Origin of the sequence: Kitasatospora sp. NPDC056273, from assembly GCF_042268845.1 — a bacterium.
GTDB lineage: Bacteria > Actinomycetota > Actinomycetes > Streptomycetales > Streptomycetaceae > Kitasatospora.
Window position 1 is genome coordinate 1 of record NZ_JBHJSJ010000005.1, and the last position, 19357, is coordinate 19357.

Consider the following 19357-nt stretch of genomic DNA (forward strand, 5'->3'; position numbering starts at 1 on the left):
GATCGACTGCGATCTCGCCGGCCTGGTCCAGCGGTTGCAGGTCGCGGCGCATGCGGGCGGTGTCGGCGATGACGAAGGCGTCCTTGGCGTCCGTCTTCCCGTTGCCCCGGTAGGCGGCCGAGGCGTGGTGCACGGTCCGGCCGGGGATGTAGAGCAGCTTCTGCGAGTGGTTGACCAGGAGCGCGATCCACAGCGCGGCGCCGCCCGCGTTCAGGTCCACCGCCCACGTCACCGGGTTGCCGTCGGCCAGCTCCAGGACGTCGCTGAGCAGTTCCAGCAGTTCGGCCTCGTTGTTCGGCACCCGGCGGGAGAGCACCGTCTTCCCGTCCGTGTCGATCGCCGTGCAGTGGTGCTCGGCCTTGCCCGCATCCGTCCCGGCCCACAGTTCGGGCATCCAATCCTCCTCGCTCGACGTGCCTGTTCACAGTCCCAGCAGACGACCTCGCCGACATGTCCATACGAGCGATCTTGTTCCGCGCATCCCAATCAGCGGCCGAGTCGTCGCGGGATGCCGGGCGGCCAATCTCCCTCAGCCACGGACGCGGCAATGACATGACAGCCACACCCGGCATCCCTGGGTGCCCTGATCTTACGAATGACCAGAACGATCCCACGAAGAAAGGTATGGATGTCATGGCTCAGCAGATGGAACCGACGACCGGGCAGAAGGACACGGCCGAGGGCGGTCGCGCTCCCGAGTCGGCGCAGGAACAGCTCCTGTGCGGCCTCTTCGCCGAGGTCCTCGGGCTGCCGTCGGTGGGAGTCGATGACAACTTCTTCGCCCTGGGCGGCCATTCGGTCATCGCGACCCGGCTGATCAGCCGCATCCGCAGCACGCTCGGCGCGGAGCTCGGCATCCGGGACCTGTTCCGGAACCCGACCGTGGCCCGGGTGGCGGAGAAGCTGAAGGAGGGGCGTCCGGCGCGGCCGGCGTTGGTGGCGGGGGAGCGGCCGGAGGTACTGCCGCTGTCGTTCGCGCAGCAGCGGCTGTGGTTCCTGGACCAGTTGGAGGGCGCTTCCGCGACGTACAACAGCCCGTTCGTGCTCCGGCTGCACGGGGCGGTGGACGTCGAGGCGCTGAGCGGGGCGATCGGTGACGTGGTCGGGCGGCATGAGGCGCTGCGGACGGTCTATCCGGCGGTCGACGGGCAGCCCCGCCAGGTGGTGCTGCCCGCGGGGGACGTCGAGGTGCCGTTCAGGGCCGAGCCGTGCACGGCGGAGGAGCTGGCGGAGCGGATCTCCGCCGAGGCCCTCGCCGCGTTCAACCTGTCCACCGGGCTGCCGTTGCGGGTGGTGCTGTTCCGGCTCGGCGAGGGCGAGTCGGTGCTGGTGGTGACCTTGCACCACATCGCGAGTGACGGTTGGTCGATGGAGCCGTTGTGGGAGGGGGTGGCGTCGGCGTATCGGGCCCGCCTGGCGGGGGTTGCTCCGGGGTGGTCGCCGTTGCCGGTGCAGTACGCGGATTACACGTTGTGGCAGCAGGGTTTGTTGGGTGGGGTCCTGGACCAGCAACTTGCCTACTGGTCGGAGGTGTTGCGGGATGCGCCGCAGGAGGTGGCGCTGCCGTTGGACCGTCCTCGGTCGGGGGTGGCTTCGCGTGCGGGTGGTCTGGTGGAGTTCGGGCTGGACGCGGAGCTGCACGCGGAGTTGGAGGGGTTGGCGCGTCGGCACGGCGTGACGCTGTTCATGGTCCTGCACGCGGGCCTGGCGGCTCTGTTGTCGCGCCTGGGTGCGGGGACGGACATTCCGATCGGCACGGTGGTGGCGGGGCGTTCGGACGAGGCGTTGGACGAGCTGGTCGGGTTCTTCGTGAACACGCTGGTGCTGCGGACGGATGTGTCGGGTGCGCCGACCTTCGGTGAGTTGCTGGGGCGGGTCCGGGATACGGATCTGGCGGCGTTCACCCACCAGGATCTGCCGTTCGAGCGCCTGGTGGAGGAGCTGAACCCCGTCCGCTCGGCGTCGGTCCATCCGTTGTTCCAGGTGATGCTGGTCCTGCAGAACAACAGCGAGTGCAGTCTCCAACTCCCGGGCCTGGTCGTGGAGCCGGAGTGCTCTGTGGCTGCCCCGGCCCGGTTCGACCTCAACCTGAGCTTCTCCGAGCACCATGACGCCGCCAACAGGCCGGCCGGCATCCGGGCCGAACTGCGCTACGCCGCCGACCTCTTCGACCAAGGCACCGTCACCACCTTCGCGGAGCGCCTGCGCCGGGTGCTGGCCGCCATGGTCGCGGATCCGGACGGGTCGGTGGGGTCGGTTGAGGTGTTGGTGGGTGGCGAGCGTGAGTTGGTCGTGTCGGGGTGGGGTGGTGGTGGGGGGCCGGTGCCGTCGGGGACGGTGTCGGGGTTGTTCGGGGAGCAGGTGGTGCGGGCTCCGGGTGCGGTGGCGGTGGTGGATGGTGATCGCCGTTTGTCGTACGGGGAGTTGGATGTTCTGTCGGATCGGATGGCCGCGCGGTTGGTGGAGTCCGGTCTGGAGCGGGGCGGGTTGGTCGGGGTCTGCCTGGGGCGTGGTGCGGATCTCGTGGTGGCGTTGCTGGGTGTGTTGAAGGCGGGTGGTGGTTACACGCTGTTGGATCCGGAGTTCCCGCGGGAGCGGTCGGCATTGGTGGTGGCCGAGGCGGGTGTGGGTCTGGTGGTGTCGAGTTCCGGGCTTCGGGGGTCGGTGGAGGGGATCGCCGAGCGTGTGCTGTGGATGGATTCGCCCTGGGAACCGGCGGAGGAGTCGGCGGGCGGGGTGGTGCCGTCGGTGGTGGTGGGTCCGGAGGATGTGGCGTGTGTGATGTTCACGTCGGGTTCGACGGGTCGGCCGAAGGGTGTGGTGGCGCCGCATCGGGCGTTGGTGGGGACGTATCTGGGGCAGGAGTATTGCGAGTTCGGTCCGGGTGAGGTGTTTCTGCAGTGCTCGCCGGTGTCGTGGGACGGGTTCGCGCTGGAGTTGTTCGGTGCCCTGTTGCATGGTGCGGTGTGTGTGTTGCAGCCGGGGCAGAATCCGCAGCCGGCGGTGATCGAGAAGTTGGTGGTGGAGCATGGTGTGACGATGCTCCAGTTGTCGGCGAGTCTGTTCAATTTCCTGGTGGATGAGCATCCGGGGGCGTTTGCGGGGGTTCGGACGGCGTTCACGGGTGGTGAGGCCGGTTCGGTGGCGCATGTGGCGAAGGTGCTGGGCTTGTTCCCGGGGTTGCGGGTGGGCAACGGGTACGGTCCGGCGGAGAGCATGGGCTTCACGACGTGCCACGCGGTGACCGAGGAGGATCTGGGGTCGTCGTCGTTGCCGATCGGTCGGCCGGTGGGCAACAAGCGGGTGTTCGTGTTGGACGAGTGGTTGCGTCCGGTGCCGGCGGGTGTGGTGGGTGAGGTGTATGCGGCGGGGGCCGGTCTGGCGCACGGGTATGTGGGTCGGGCGGGTCTGACGGCGGAGCGTTTTGTGGCGAATCCGCTGGGTGCGGCGGGTGAACGGATGTACCGGACGGGCGACTTGGGTCGTTGGCGTGCGGACGGGGTGCTGGAGTACGTGGGGCGTGCGGACGACCAGGTGAAGATCCGGGGCTTCCGGGTCGAGCCGGGTGAGGTCGCGGCGGTGCTGTTGGCGCACGAGGCGGTGGCGCAGGCCGCGGTCGTGGCACGCGAGGACCGACCGGGCGACAAGCGCCTGGTCGGCTACGTCGTCCCGGTGAACGGTCGGGACGTGGACGCGGCGGAACTGCGTCACTTCCTGGTCAAACGCCTGCCGCGCCACATGGTGCCGTCGGCGGTGGTGGTGCTGGAGGCGCTGCCGATCACGCCGAACGGCAAGCTGGACCAGCGCGCACTGCCCGCACCTGCCGCCACCGCCGTCGAGCCGGGCGGACGCGCACCGCGCTCGGTGCAGGAGGAACTGCTCTGCGGCATCTTCGCGGAGCTGCTGGGCCTGCCGTCGGTGGGGATCGACGACGATTTCTTCGCGCTGGGCGGGCACTCGCTCCTCGCGGCCCGGCTGATCAGCCGGATCCGCAGTACCTTCGGCGCCGAACTCGGCATCCGCGACCTGTTCGACGCCTCCACGGTCGTCGGCGTCGCCGAGAAGCTGAAGGAGGGGCGGCCGGCGCGGCCGGCGTTGGTGGCGGGTGAGCGTCCGGAGGTGCTGCCGCTGTCGTTCGCCCAGCAGCGGCTGTGGTTCCTGGATCAGCTGGAGGGCGCTTCCGCCACGTACAACAGCCCGTTCGCGTTCCGCCTGCACGGCGCGGTGGACGTGGAGGCGCTGCGTGGGGCGATCGGCGACGTGGTCGGCCGGCACGAGGCCCTGCGGACGGTCTATCCCGCGGTCGACGGCCGGCCGCGTCAGCTGGTCCTGCCCGCCCAGGACGTCCAGGTGCCCTTCACGGTCGTGGAGTGCGGGAGCGACGCGCTCGACGAGGCAGTGCGCGGGGCCGCGTTCACGCCGTTCGACCTGTCCACCGATCTGCCCGTACGGGTGGTGTTGTTCAGGCTCGGCGAGGGCGAGTCGGTGCTGGTGGTGACCTTGCACCACATCGCGAGTGACGGTTGGTCGATGGAGCCGCTGTGGGAGGGCGTGGCGTCGGCCTACCGCGCGCGCCTGGCCGGGGTTGCTCCGGAGTGGTCGCCGTTGCCGGTGCAGTACGCGGATTACACGCTGTGGCAGCAGGGTCTGCTGGGTGGGGTCCTGGATCAGCAACTTGCCTACTGGTCGGGGGTGTTGCGGGATGCGCCGCAGGAGGTGGCGCTGCCGTTGGATCGGCCTCGGTCGGGGGTGGCTTCGCGTGCGGGTGGTCTGGTGGAGTTCGGGCTGGATGCGGAGCTGCACGCGGAGTTGGAGGGGTTGGCGCGTCGGCATGGCGTGACGCTGTTCATGGTGCTGCACGCGGGCCTGGCGGCTCTGTTGTCGCGCCTGGGCGCGGGGACGGACATTCCGATCGGCACGGTGGTGGCGGGGCGTTCGGATGAGGCGTTGGACAAGCTGGTCGGGTTCTTCGTGAACACGCTGGTGCTGCGGACGGATGTGTCGGGTGCGCCGACCTTCGGTGAGTTGCTGGGTCGGGTCCGGGATACGGATCTGGCGGCGTTCACCCACCAGGACCTGCCGTTCGAGCGCCTGGTGGAGGAGCTGAACCCCGTCCGCTCGGCGTCGGTGCACCCGTTGTTCCAGGTGATGCTGGTCCTGCAGAACAACAGCGCAGTCAGCCTCCAACTCCCGGGCATCACCCTGGAATCGGAGACCTTCGACACGGCGCCGGCCCGGTTCGACCTCAACTTCGCCTTCACCGAGGCCTGGGCTGCCGATGGCACGCCCGGTGGGATCCAGGTGGAGTTGCAGTACGCCGCGGACCTCTTCGACCACGGCACGGTGGAGGTGCTGGGCCGCCGTCTCGGTTCGCTGTTGACCGCCATGGTCGCGGATCCGGAGCAGTTGGTCGGGTCGGTTGAGGTGTTGGTGGGTGGCGAGCGTGAGTTGGTCGTGTCGGGGTGGGGTGGTGGTGGGGGGCCGGTGCCGTCGGGGACGGTGTCGGGGTTGTTCGGGGAGCAGGTGGTGCGGGCTCCGGGTGCGGTGGCGGTGGTGGATGGTGATCGCCGTTTGTCGTATGGGGAGTTGGATGTTCTGTCGGATCGGATGGCCGCGCGGTTGGTGGAGTCCGGTCTGGAGCGGGGCGGGTTGGTCGGGGTCTGCCTGGGGCGTGGGGCGGATCTTGTGGTGGCGTTGCTGGGTGTGTTGAAGGCGGGTGGTGGTTACACGCTGTTGGATCCGGAGTTCCCGCGGGAGCGGTCGGCATTGGTGGTGGCCGAGGCGGGTGTGGGTCTGGTGGTGTCGAGTTCGGGGTTGCGCGGGTCGGTGGAGGGGCTCGCGGAGTGTGTGGTGTGGGTGGATGAGGAGTGGGAGCCGGCGGCGGGCGGGGTGGTGCCGTCGGTGGTGGTGGGTCCGGAGGATGTGGCGTGTGTGATGTTCACGTCGGGTTCGACGGGTCGGCCGAAGGGTGTGGTGGCGCCGCATCGGGCGTTGGTGGGGACGTATCTGGGGCAGGAGTATTGCGAGTTCGGTCCGGGTGAGGTGTTTCTGCAGTGCTCGCCGGTGTCGTGGGACGGGTTCGCGCTGGAGTTGTTCGGCGCGTTGCTGCACGGTGCGGTGTGTGTGTTGCAGCCGGGGCAGAATCCGCAGCCGGCGGTGATCGAGAAGTTGGTGGTGGAGCATGGTGTGACGATGCTCCAGTTGTCGGCGAGTCTGTTCAACTTCCTGGTGGATGAGCATCCGGGGGCTTTTGCTGGGGTTCGGACGGCGTTCACGGGTGGTGAGGCCGGTTCGGTGGCGCATGTGGCGAAGGTGCTGGGTCTGTTCCCGGGGTTGCGGGTGGGCAACGGGTACGGTCCGGCGGAGAGCATGGGCTTCACGACGTGCCACGCGGTGACCGATGCGGACTTGGCGGGTTCGTCGTTGCCGATCGGTCGGCCGGTGGGCAACAAGCGGGTGTTCGTGTTGGACGAGTGGTTGCGTCCGGTGCCGGCGGGTGTGGTGGGTGAGGTGTATGCGGCGGGGGCCGGTCTGGCGCACGGGTATGTGGGTCGGGCGGGTCTGACGGCGGAGCGTTTTGTGGCGAATCCGCTGGGTGTGGCGGGTGAACGGATGTACCGGACGGGCGACTTGGGTCGTTGGCGTGCGGACGGGGTGCTGGAGTATGTGGGGCGTGCGGACGACCAGGTGAAGATCCGGGGCTTCCGGGTCGAGCCGGGTGAGGTCGCGGCGGTGCTGTTGGCGCACGAGGCGGTGGCGCAGGCCGCGGTCGTGGCACGCGAGGACCGACCGGGCGACAAGCGCCTGGTCGGCTACGTGGTGCCGGTCGCGGGCCGGGAGATCGATCCCGACGAGCTGCGGCGTTTCGCCGTGGGGCGGCTGCCGCGTCACATGGTGCCGTCGGCGGTGGTGGTGCTGGAGGCGCTGCCGATCACGCCGAACGGCAAGCTGGACCAGCGCGCACTGCCCGCACCTGCCGCCACCGCCGTCGAGCCGAGCGGTCGGGCGCCGCGTTCCGCGCAGGAGGAGATCCTGTGCGTGGTGTTCGCGGAGGTGCTGGGCCTGCCGTCGGTGGGGATCGACGACGACTTCTTCGCGCTGGGCGGGCACTCGCTCCTCGCGGCCCGGCTGATCAGCCGCATCCGCAGCACCTTCGGCGCCGAACTCGGGATCCGCGACCTGTTCGACGCCTCCACGGTCGTCGGCGTCGCCGAGAAGCTCAAGGACGGCCGCCCGGCGCGTCCGGCGTTGGTGGCGGGTGAGCGTCCGGAGGTGCTGCCGCTGTCGTTCGCCCAGCAGCGGCTGTGGTTCCTCGACCAGCTGGAGGGCGCTTCCGCCACCTACAACAGCCCGTTCGCGTTCCGTCTCCACGGCTCGGTGGACGTCGAGGCGCTCCGCGCGGCGATCGGCGACGTGGTCGGCCGGCACGAGGCCCTGCGGACGGTCTACCCGGCGGTCGACGGCCAGCCGCGTCAGCTGGTGCTGCCCGCCCAGGACGTCCAGGTGCCCTTCACGGTCGAGCCGTGCGCGGCTTCGGAGGTGGCGGGGCGAATCGAGGCCGAGGCCTTCGCCGTCTTCGACCTCTCCGTCGAACTTCCCTTGCGGGTCGTGCTGTTCACGCTTGGCGAGGACGAGTCGGTGCTGGTGCTGACCCTGCACCACATCGCCAGCGACGGCTGGTCCTCCGGCCCGCTCTGGCAGGGGGTCACGTCGGCCTACCGGGCCCGGCTGGCCGGAGCTGCCCCGGAGTGGGAGCCGCTGGCCGTCCAGTACGCGGACTACACCCTCTGGCAGCACAACGAGCTCGGCGCGACCATGGACCAGCAACTCGCCTACTGGTCAGAGGCGTTGAGGGAAGCGCCGCAGGAGGTGGCCCTGCCCTTCGACCGGGCCCGCCCGGCTGCCGCGTCGCACGAGGGCGAGCTGTTGGAGTTCGGGCTGGATGCCGGGCTGCACGCGGAGTTGGAGGGGTTGGCGCGTCGGCACGGTGTGACGCTGTTCATGGTGCTGCACGCGGGCTTGGCGGCTCTGTTGTCGCGCCTGGGTGCGGGGACGGACCTCCCGATCGGCACAGTCGTGGCCGGGCGTTCGGATGAGGCCTTGGACGAGTTGGTCGGGTTCTTCGTGAACACGCTGGTGCTGCGGACGGATGTGTCGGGTGAGCCGACCTTCGGTGAGTTGCTGGGGCGGGTCCGGGATGCGGACCTGGCGGCGTTCACGCACCAGGACCTGCCGTTCGAGCGGCTGGTGGAGGAGTTGAACCCGGTGCGTTCGCTGGGCCGGCACCCGCTGTTCCAAGTGATGCTGGTCCTGCAGAACAACGAGGAGGGCAGCCTCCAGCTCCCGGATGTCGTGGTGAGTACGGAGTCGTTCGGGACGCCGCCTGCCAAGTTCGACCTCAACCTGACGTGCGTCGAGAACCGTGACGCCGCCAATGCGCCTGCCGGTATCACGGTGGTCCTGCAGTACGCGACCGATCTGTTCGACCAGGGGACCGCGGGTCTGGTGGCGGAGCGGTTGGTGCGCTTGCTCGGGGTGGCGGTCGGGGATCCGGAGGTTCCGGTGTCCGGCTGGGAGGTCTTCGACTCTCCCGAGCAGGAGCGGTACTTCCTCAGCCGGGCGGAGCGGGCCCGGGCCGGCGCGGTCGAGGCTGTGGAGGTGCAGGGGCATCGTGGTCCGAGGACGGCGCAGGAGGAGATCCTGTGCGCGTTCTTCGCCGAGGTCCTTGGTGTTCCGTCGGTAGGCATCGATGACAACTTCTTCGCTCTGGGCGGCCATTCGCTTCTCGCGACCCGACTGATCAGCCGCATCCGCACCACGTTGAACGCTGAGCTCGGCATCCGCGACCTGTTCCGTAACCCGACCGTCGTCGGGGTGATGGAGAAGCTGAAGGAGGGCCGTCCGGCGCGGCCGGCGCTGGTGGCGGGTGAGCGTCCGGAGGTGCTGCCGCTGTCGTTCGCCCAGCAGCGGCTGTGGTTCCTCGACCAGCTCGAAGGCGCCTCTGCCACCTACAACAGCCCGTTCGCGTTCCGCCTGCACGGCGCGGTGGACGTCGAGGCCCTGCGCGGGGCGATCGGTGACGTGGTCGGCCGCCACGAGGCCCTGCGGACGATCTACCCGGCGGTCGACGGCCAGCCCCGTCAGCTGGTGCTGCCGGCCGGTGAGGTCGAGGTGCCGTTCAGGGTCGAGCCGTGCACGGCCGACGAGGCCGCAGGGCGGATCGAGGCCGAGGCCTTCGCCACTTTCAGCCTCTCCGCTGAACTTCCGCTGCGGGTGGCCCTGTTCACCCTCGGCACGACCGAGTCCGTCCTGGTCCTGACCCTGCACCACATCGCCAGTGACGGGTGGTCCTCGGGCCCGCTCTGGTCGGGCATCGCCTCGGCCTACCGTGCCCGTCTGGCCGGCCTGGTCCCGCAGTGGGAGCCGCTGGCCGTCCAGTACGCGGACTACACGCTCTGGCAGCACAACCAGCTGGGCGAGATCCTCGACGAGCAGTTGAAGTACTGGCGTAACGCGCTGGGAGAGCTGCCGCAGGAGATGGCCCTGCCCTTCGACCGATCCCGTCCTGCCGCCGCGTCGCATGAGGGCGAGCTGTTGGAGTTCCATGTCGGCCCCGAGCTGCACGCGGAGTTGGAGGGGTTGGCGCGTCGGCACGGTGTGACGCTGTTCATGGTCCTGCACGCGGGCCTGGCGGCTCTGCTGTCGCGCCTCGGCGCGGGGACGGACCTCCCGATCGGCACGGTGGTGGCCGGGCGTTCGGACGAGGCCCTGGACGACCTGGTCGGGTTCTTCGTGAACACCCTGGTCCTGCGGACGGATGTGTCGGGTGAGCCGACCTTCGGTGAGTTGCTGGGCCGGGTCCGGGATGCGGACCTGGCGGCGTTCACGCACCAGGACCTGCCGTTCGAGCGCCTGGTGGAGGAGCTGAACCCGGTGCGTTCGCTGGGCCGGCACCCGCTGTTCCAGGTGATGCTCGTTCTGCAGAACAACGACGAGGGCACGCTCCAACTCCCGGGCCTCACCGCTCAGCCCGAGTCCTTCGGGACCCCGCCCGCGAAGTTCGACCTCAACCTGACGTGCGTCGAGAACCGTGACGCCGCCAACGCGCCTGCCGGTATCACTGCCGTTCTGCAGTACGCGACCGATCTGTTCGACCAGGGGACCGCGGGTCTGGTGGCGGAGCGGTTGGTGCGGTTGCTCGGGGTGGCGGTCGGGGATCCGGAGGTTCCGGTGTCCGGCTGGGAGGTGTTCGACTCGCCTGAGCAGGAGCGGTACTTCCTCAGCCGGGCGGAGCGGGCCCGGGCCGGTGCCGTCGAGGCTGTGGAGGTGCAGGGGCATCGTGGTCCGAGGACGGCGCAGGAGGAGATCCTGTGCGCGTTCTTCGCCGAGGTCCTCGGGGTTCCGTCGGTTGGTATCGATGACAACTTCTTCGCTCTGGGGGGGCATTCGCTTCTCGCGACGCGCCTGATCAGCCGGATCCGCACGACCCTCAACGCTGAGCTTGGCATCCGCGACCTGTTCCGTAACCCGACGGTGGTCGGGGTGATGGAGAAGCTGAAGGAGGGCCGTCCGGCGCGTCCGGCGTTGGTGGCGGGTGAGCGTCCGGAGGTGCTGCCGCTGTCGTTCGCCCAGCAGCGGCTGTGGTTCCTCGACCAGCTGGAAGGCGCCTCTGCCACCTACAACAGCCCGTTCGCGTTCCGCCTGCACGGCGCGGTGGACGTGGAGGCCCTGCGCGGGGCGATCGGCGACGTGGTCGGCCGCCACGAGGCCCTGCGGACGATCTACCCCGCGATCGACGGCCAGCCCCGCCAGCTGGTGCTGCCCGCCCAGGACGTCCAGGTGCCGTTCAGGGTCGAGCCGTGCACGGCCGACGAGCTGGCCGAGCGGATCGAGGCCGAGGCCTTCACCACCTTCAAGCTCTCGACCGAACTTCCCTTGCGGGTAGTGCTGTTCACTGCCACTGAAGGGGAATCCGTCCTCGTTTTGACCCTGCACCACATCGCCAGTGACGGGTGGTCCTCGGGCCCGCTCTGGTCGGGCATCGCCTCGGCCTACCGTGCCCGTCTGGCCGGTCTCGTCCCGCAGTGGGAGCCGCTGGCCGTCCAGTACGCGGACTACACGCTCTGGCAGCACAACGAGCTCGGCGCGACCATGGACCAGCAACTCGCCTACTGGTCCGAGGCGTTGAGGGATGCGCCGCAGGAGGTGGCTCTGCCCTTCGACCGGCCCCGCCCAGCCACCGCGTCGCACGAGGGTGAGCTGCTGGAGTTCCACGTCGGCCCCGGCCTGCACGCCGAACTGGACGCCTTGGCGCGTCGGCACGGCGTGACGCTGTTCATGGTCCTGCACGCGGCTCTGGCGGCTCTGCTGTCGCGCCTCGGCGCCGGCACGGACATCCCCATCGGCACGGTGGTGGCCGGGCGTTCGGACGAGGCCCTGGACGACCTGGTCGGGTTCTTCGTCAACACCCTGGTCCTGCGGACCGATGTTTCGGCGGAGACGACCTTCGGCGAACTGCTGGACCGGGTCCGGGATGCGGACCTGGCGGCGTTCACCCACCAGGACCTGCCGTTCGAGCGCCTGGTGGAGGAGTTGAACCCGGTGCGTTCGCTGGGCCGGCACCCGCTGTTCCAGGTGCTCCTGGTCCTGCAGAACAACGACGAGGGCACCCTCCAGCTCCCGGGCCTCACCGCCCAGCCCGAGTCCTTCGGGACCCCGCCCGCCAAGTTCGACCTCAACCTCACCTGCGTCGAGAACCGCGACGCCGCCAACGCGCCCTCCGGCATCCTCGCTGTTCTCCACTACGCCACCGACCTCTTCGACCGCGACACCATGACCCTGCTGGCGGACCGCCTGATCCGGCTGCTCGGGGTGGCGGTCGGGGATCCGGAGGTTCCGGTGTCCGGCTGGGAGGTGTTCGACTCTCCCGAGCAGGAGCGGTACTTCCTCAGCCGGGCGGAGCGGGCCCGGGCCGGTGCCGTCGAGGCTGTGGAGGTGCAGGGGCATCGTGGTCCGAGGACGGCCCAGGAGGAGATCCTGTGCGCGTTCTTCGCCGAGGTCCTTGGTGTTCCATCGGTAGGCATCGATGACAACTTCTTCGCTCTGGGCGGCCATTCGCTTCTCGCGACCCGACTGATCAGCCGGATCCGCACGACCCTCAACGCTGAGCTTGGCATCCGCGACCTGTTCCGTAACCCGACGGTGGTCGGGGTGATGGAGAAGCTGAAGGAGGGCCGCCCGGCGCGTCCGGCGCTGGTGGCGGGTGAGCGTCCGGAGGTGCTGCCGCTGTCGTTCGCCCAGCAGCGGCTGTGGTTCCTCGACCAGCTGGAAGGCGCCTCTGCCACCTACAACAGCCCGTTCGCGTTCCGCCTGCACGGCGCGGTGGACGTGGAGGCCCTGCGCGGGGCGATCGGCGACGTGGTCGGCCGCCACGAGGCCCTGCGGACGATCTACCCCGCGATCGACGGCCAGCCCCGCCAGCTGGTCCTGCCCGCCCAGGACGTCCAGGTGCCCTTCAGGGTCGAGCCGTGCACGGCCGACGAGGCCGCAGGGCGGATCGAGGCCGAAGCCTTCACCACCTTCGACCTCTCCGCCGAACTCCCTCTGCGGGTGGCCCTGTTCACCCTCGGCGCGACCGAGTCCGTCCTCGTCCTGACCCTGCACCACATCGCCAGTGACGGCTGGTCCTCCGGTCCGCTCTGGCAGGGCATCGCCTCGGCCTACCGGGCCCGCCTGGCCGGCCTCGTCCCCGACTGGGAGCCGCTGGCCGTCCAGTACGCGGACTACACCCTCTGGCAGCACAACGAGCTCGGCGACACCATGGACCAGCAACTCGCCTACTGGTCCGAAGCACTGAGGGATGCGCCGCAGGAAGTGGCTCTGCCCTTCGACCGGCCCCGCCCCGCCACCGCCTCGCACGAGGGCGACCTGCTGCAGTTCCACGTCGACCCCGAGCTGCACGCCGAACTGGACGCGGTGGCGCGTCGGCACGGCGTGACGCTCTTCATGGTCCTGCACGCGGCCCTGGCGGCCCTGCTGTCCCGCCTCGGCGCCGGCACGGACATCCCCATCGGCACCGTGGTCGCCGGACGTTCGGACCAGGCGCTGGACGACCTGGTCGGGTTCTTCGTCAACACCCTGGTCCTGCGGACGGACCTCTCGGACGCCCCCAGCTTCGGCGACCTGCTGGGTCGGGTCCGGGACACCGACCTGGCGGCGTTCACCCACCAGGACCTGCCGTTCGAGCGGCTCGTCGAGGAGCTGAACCCCGTTCGCTCCAGCTCCGTGCATCCGCTGTTCCAGGTGATGCTGGTCCTGCAGAACAACGACGAGGGCACCCTTCAACTCCCGGGCCTCACCGCCCAGCCGGAGTCCTTCGGGATGCCGCCCGTCAAGTTCGACCTCAACCTCACCTGCGTCGAGAGCCGCGACGCCGCCGGCGCTCCCTCCGGCATCCTCGCCGTTCTCCACTACGCCACCGAGCTCTTCGACCGCGACACCATGGCCCTGCTGGCGGACCGCCTGCTCCGGCTGCTGACCGCCCTGGTCGCGGACCCGGACCAGTCGATCGAGGCGGTCGACATCCTGAGCCCGGCCGAGCGCCGGCAGATCCTCGTCGAGTGGAACGACACCACGCGCGTCCCGGCGGACACCGGGCTGGCCCCGGAGGTCTTCGAGGGGCACGTCCGGCGGACGCCGGACGCGACCGCGCTCGTCTTCCAGGGCGAGGTTCTGACGTTCCGTGAGCTCAATGCGCAAGCGAACCGCCTGGCGCGGCTGCTGATCGACCGCGGGGTGGGGCCGGAGCAGTCCGTGGCCGTCCTGCTCCCGCGGGGCACGGACCTGGTCGTCTCGCTGCTGGCGATCCTGAAGGCCGGGGCCTGCTACGTCCCGGTCGACCCGGAGTACCCGGTCGAGCGGGTCGGGTACATGCTCGACAACTGCCGCCCCGGCCTGGTGATCACCGGTCGGGACACCGCCGAGCGGTTCGCCGGCCTGGCCGGGCGGGTGCCGCACCTGCTGGACCTGGCGGAGCCGTCGCTGGGCGCCGAGCTGGCCCACCGGTCCGACGCCGACGTGTCGGACGCCGACCGGCTCGCGCCCCTGCGTCCCGAGCACGCGGCGTACGCCATCTTCACCTCCGGGTCGACGGGGACGCCGAAGGGCGTGCTCGTCGAGCACCGCTCCCTCGCCAACCTCGTCCACAGCCACCGGGAGGACGTCTACCGGGCCGACATCGCCTCGGCCGGCCGTCCCCTGCGGGCCGCCATGATCGGGGCGACGACCTTCGACGCCAGCTGGCTGCTGCTCTTCTGGCTGCTGGACGGCCACGAGCTGCACCTGGTGGACGACGAGACGCGCCGGACGCCGGAGCTCCTGGTCGACTACATCGACGGCGAGCGGATCGACTACCTGGAGACGACCCCGACCTACTGCCGGCAGCTGGTCGAGCTGGGGATGCTCTCCGAGCAGCGCGCCTCCCGCCCGCGGATCGTGGACGTCGGCGGTGAGGCCGTCGACGAGGCGCTGTGGGATGTTCTGCGGCGGGCCGGGGTCACCGCCAACAACCAGTACGGTCCCACCGAGTGCACCGTGTACAGCACGAACGCCGTGATCGGCGAGTACGAGCGGCCGGTCATCGGCCGGCCGATCCGCAACACCCGGCTCTACGTCCTGGACGACCGACTGCGGGTGGTCCCGCCGGGCGTTCCCGGCGAGCTGTACATCGCCGGGGAGAGCCTCGCCCGCGGCTACCTGGGCCGGCCGGGTCTGACGGCCGAGCGCTTCGTGGCGGATCCGTTCGGTGCGGCGGGCGAGCGGATGTACCGCACCGGCGACCTCGTGCGGTGGCGCGCCGACGGCGCCCTGGAGTACGTGGGGCGTGCGGACGACCAGGTGAAGATCCGGGGCTTCCGGATCGAGCCGGGCGAGGTCGCCGCGGTGCTGATGGCGCACGAGGCGGTGGCGCAGGCCGCCGTGGTGGTGCGCGAGGACCAGCCGGGGGAGAAGCGCCTGGTGGGCTACGTGGTGCCGGCCGCCGACCGGGCGGCCGACCCGGAGGAGCTGCAGCGCTTCGCCGCGGGCCGTCTGCCGCGGCACATGCTGCCGTCGGCGGTCGTGGTGCTGGCGGACCTGCCGATGACCTCGCACGGCAAGCTGGACCAGCGGGCGCTGCCGGCGCCGGTCGCCGGTGCGGGAGGCGGCGGACGGGCCGCGCGCTCGGCGCAGGAGGAGATCCTGTGCGCGGTCTTCGCCGAGGTCCTCGGGGTGCCGTCGGTGGGCATCGACGACGACTTCTTCCTCCTGGGCGGGCACTCGCTGCTCGCGGCCCGGCTGATCGGCCGGATCCGCACCGCCCTCGGCGCCGAGATCGGCATCCGGGACGTCTTCGACGCCCCCACCGTCGCCGCGCTCGCCGGCCGGCTGGACGACGCGGGGGACGGGGACGGTGCGCTCGCCACCCTGCTGCCGTTGCGCAGGAGCAGCGGCCCGGCGGCCCGGCCGCTGTTCTGCGTGCACCCCGCGGCCGGCGTCAGCTGGGTCTACTCGGGCCTGCTCCGCCACCTCGACGGCGGCCGTGCCCTGTACGGTCTCCAGGCCCGCGGCCTGCTGGCCCCCGAGGCCGTTCCGGCCGGCCTCGACGCCATGGTCGACGACTACCTGGCGCTGATCCGCTCCGTCCAGCCGCAGGGCCCGTACGCGCTGCTGGGGTGGTCGTTCGGCGGGGTCGTGGCGCACGAACTCGCCGTCCGGTTGCAGGAGGAGGGCGAGGAGGTCGAGGCGCTCACCCTGATGGACAGCTTCCCGAGCGGGGGCGGCGGCGGATCGGCCGAACCGGCCCGGGAGTTGACCGGTGCGGAGGCCGTCCGGGCGCTCCTGGAGTCGCTCGGCCACGACCCGGAGTCCGCGCGGGCCGCGGACGGTCCGTTCGCCCTGCTCGGCGACGCCGCGCTGGAGGCGATGGCCAGGGTCTTCCTCGCGAACATCGCGGTGCTGGACTCCTTCAAGTCCCGTACGTTCAGGGGCGATGTGCTGTTCTTCGAAGCGACCCGGGAGGAGCCGCGCCCCCCGGTGCGGCCGGAGGACTGGCGGGCCCACGTCACCGGTCGGATCGAGGTGCACCGGGTGACCGGGCGGCATGGTGAAATGACGAGGCCCGATCAGCTCGCCCAGATCGGCCCCGTTCTCGCCGCCTGGCTGGCCGGCGGGCGCGACCGGTCCTAGCCGGCGGGGCCGGCGGCCCGTGCGCCGACCGGCGTACGGGCCGCGCTGCGGTCCTGCTCCCCGCGCCGGCGTCGGCCGCGGGGTGCCGGAGGGGACGCAACCAGTGGGCGGCTCCGGGCAGTTCGGATTTCCTACCGCGACAGATCGGAGCGTTCAATGGGCAACGGCACACGTGGCGGCTTGCTCCGCCGCCACCGGGACTTCCGGCTCCTCTGGTTAGGCGAGACGGCGGGGCGCTTCGGCCAGTCGGTCACGGTCCTCGCCGTTCCGCTGATCGCCGTGTCGACCCTGCACGCCGACACCTTCGAGGTCAGCCTGCTGAGCGCGGCGCCCTGGGTGCCGTGGCTGGTCATCGGCCTTCCGGTGGGCGTCTGGGTGGACCGGCTGCGGCGCAGGCAGGTGATGTTCTGGGCCAACGTCATCTGCTTCGCGCTCTTCGCCAGCGTTCCGGTCGCGGCGTGGGCCGGAGTGCTGGGGGTGACCCAACTGCTGCTCGTGGCCCTGCTCGCGGGCGCCGCCACGGTGTTCTTCCAGACCGCGTACACCGCCTACCTGCCGGACCTGGTGAAACCGGAGGACCAGGCCGAGGGCAACGCCAAGCTCCAGGGCAGCGCCTCCGCGGCGCAGATCGCCGGGCTCGGCTGCGGCGGCCTGCTCATCCAACTCGCGGGCGCCGCCAACGGGATGCTCGTCAACACGACGACCTTCCTGCTGGCGACCCTCTGCCTGGTCGCCATCCGGCACCGGGAGTCCGCGCCCGAGCGGGTCCAACGGCCGCGCGGCGCCATGGCCAAGGAGATCCGGGAGGGGCTGGGACTGCTCTTCGGCGACCCCTTCCTGCGGAGCCTGGCGCTCTTCGGAGCGGCGTCCAACCTCGCCCTGACCGGGTACCAGTCGCTCATGGTCGTCTTCCTGGTCCGTGAGGTCGGCCTGTCCTCCGGCGAGATCGGCAGCCTCGCGATGGTCAGCGGAATCGGCGGTGTGCTGGGGGCGTTCGTCGTGCGCCGGGTCAGCGCCAGGCTGGGCAGCGGACGCGCCCTGCTGGTGTTCGAGCTGGTGCTGCCGGCGCTGGCCCTGCTCATCCCGCTGGCCGGCCCCGGGTGGGGCCTGCTGATGATCGTCCTCGCCTACAGCGGGGTGGCGATCGGCATCGTGGCGGGCAACGTCATCAAGTCCGGGTTCGTCCAGAGCTACGTCCCGAGCGCCGTGCTCGGCCGGCTCGTGGCGAGCTCCGCGTTCCTCAACTACGGCACGATGCCGCTGGGCGCCCTGCTCGGGGGCGCGCTCGGCACCTGGCTCGGCCTGCGCCCGGCCCTGTGGATCCTGACCGCGGGCGTACCGGCGGCGGCCCTCTTCCTCTACTGCTCCCCGATCCGCCGCCACCGGGACCTGCCGACCGGGCAGCTGCCCGGGCACCGGCCGCAGGCCGAGCCGGAAGCGGTCGAGGCGGTGCGGTAGAGCTTGTCGCGGAAGGTTCGGGCGCCGGGTCGGGGCACCTGAACGGGGGAGTCCCCCGCGCGGCGGGCGGGTGCGGCCGGTGAGCATATAGTCCGACCGCCCGTGGCGCCGGGCCGGGTCCGCGGCGCGCGTCGGCGGGCGGACACGGCCGCCCCGGGAACCCGCGGCGCAGGCCCGCGAGCCCCGCCGGGGGACTCCCCGAGGAAGGACGTACCCGCCATGGAGGCATCGGCACAGATCGGCGTGACGGGGCTCGCGGTGATGGGCCGCAACCTGGCGCGGAACTTCGCCCGCAACGGCTACACGGTCGCGGTGCACAACCGGAGCGAGGGCCGGACCAAGTCCCTGGTCGAGGAGTTCGGCCACGAGGGCGCGTTCGTCCCGGCGTGGTCGCCGCAGGAGCTGGTGGCCGCGCTGGAGCGCCCCCGCCGGCTGCTGATCATGGTGAAGGCCGGCCGGGCCACCGACGAGGTCATCGAGGAGTTCGCCCCGCTGCTGGAGGCGGGCGACCTGCTCATCGACGGTGGCAACGCCCACTTCGCCGACACCCGCCGCCGGGAGCGGGCGCTGCGCGAGCGCGGCATCCACTTCGTCGGGACCGGCGTCTCCGGCGGGGAGGAGGGCGCGCTGCACGGCCCCTCGGTGATGCCCGGCGGCTCCGCCGAGTCCTACGCCGTCCTCGGCCCGATGCTGGAGCGGATCAGCGCCCACGTGGACGGCGACCCGTGCTGCACCCACATCGGCACCGACGGGGCCGGGCACTTCGTGAAAATGGTGCACAACGGCATCGAGTACGCCGACATGCAGCTCATCGCCGAGGCCTACCACCTGCTGCGGGAGGTCGGCGGGTACGCCCCCGCCGAGATCGCCGAGACCTTCCGGCGCTGGAACGAGGGGCGGCTCGACTCCTACCTGATCGAGATCACCGCCGAGGTGCTCGCCCACACCGACGCCGCCACCGGCGAGCCCTTCGTCGACGTCGTCCAGGACGCCGCGGAGCAGAAGGGCACCGGGCGCTGGACCGTCCAGACCGCCCTCGACCTCGGCTCCCCGGTCACCGCCATCGCCCAGGCCACCTTCGCCCGGGTCGCCTCCGCCCGGGCCGAACTGCGGGCGGCCTACCGGCCGCTGCCCGGGGGCGGCCGGCAGGAGTTGCGCCCGCACGAGGCCGAGCGCTTCACCCGGGACGTCGAGCAGGCCCTCTACGCGTCCAAGGTCATCGCCTACGACCAGGGCTGGACGATGATCCGCGACGCCGCGGCCGAGTACGGCTGGGACATCGACCTGGGGGCGGTGGCGAGGATCTGGCGCGGCGGCTGCATCATCCGCGCCGCGTTCCTCGACCGGATCCGCGCCGCCCACGCGGCCAACCCCGACCTGGTCAGCCTGCTCGCCGAGGAGGAGTTCGCGGCCGAGGTCTCCGACGCCCAGGCGGCCTGGCGCACGGTGGTGGCCGGCGCGGCCCAGCACGGCATCCCGGTGCCGGCCTTCTCCGCCGCGCTCGCCTCCTACGACACCCTGCGCAGCCCGCACCTGCCCGCCGCGCTGATCCAGGGGCAGCGCGACTTCTTCGGCGCCCACACCTACCGCCGCACCGACCGCCTGGGCAGCTTCCACACCCTCTGGGCCGAGCCCGGCCGTCCCGAGGTGCGGACGGACGGCGGGACGGCGTAGC

4 protein-coding genes are annotated in these 19357 nt (G+C 71.1%); 3 read left to right on the top strand and 1 reads right to left on the bottom strand.

Features of this window, described 5'->3' with window-relative positions; translation table 11 throughout:
• A partial coding sequence (locus ACFCY1_RS06000; protein WP_375873695.1) for an IS110 family transposase occupies positions 1-394 on the bottom strand: 394 nt, incomplete at its 3' end.
• Positions 395-633: 239 nt separating this feature from the next.
• On the opposite strand from ACFCY1_RS06000, the gene ACFCY1_RS06005 reads away from it, so the two are divergent.
• The 3 genes from ACFCY1_RS06005 to gndA all read left to right on the top strand — a co-directional run bounded on the left by ACFCY1_RS06005 (position 634) and on the right by gndA (position 19356).
• Positions 634-16224 carry an amino acid adenylation domain-containing protein gene (locus ACFCY1_RS06005; RefSeq protein WP_375873696.1) on the top strand — a complete coding sequence of 5197 codons (15591 nt, stop codon included), beginning with the start codon at positions 634-636 and terminating at the stop codon, positions 16222-16224.
• A 156-nt stretch (positions 16225-16380) separates the two neighbouring features.
• Positions 16381-17682: an MFS transporter gene (locus ACFCY1_RS06010; protein ID WP_074004955.1), complete on the top strand. Its 1302-nt coding sequence runs from the start codon at positions 16381-16383 to the stop codon at positions 17680-17682.
• A 219-nt stretch (positions 17683-17901) separates the two neighbouring features.
• Positions 17902-19356 (top strand): NADP-dependent phosphogluconate dehydrogenase, encoded by a 1455-nt coding sequence (gndA, locus tag ACFCY1_RS06015; protein ID WP_375873697.1) that lies wholly within the window; start codon positions 17902-17904, stop codon positions 19354-19356.
• The last annotated feature ends 1 nt before the right edge of the window (position 19357 follow it).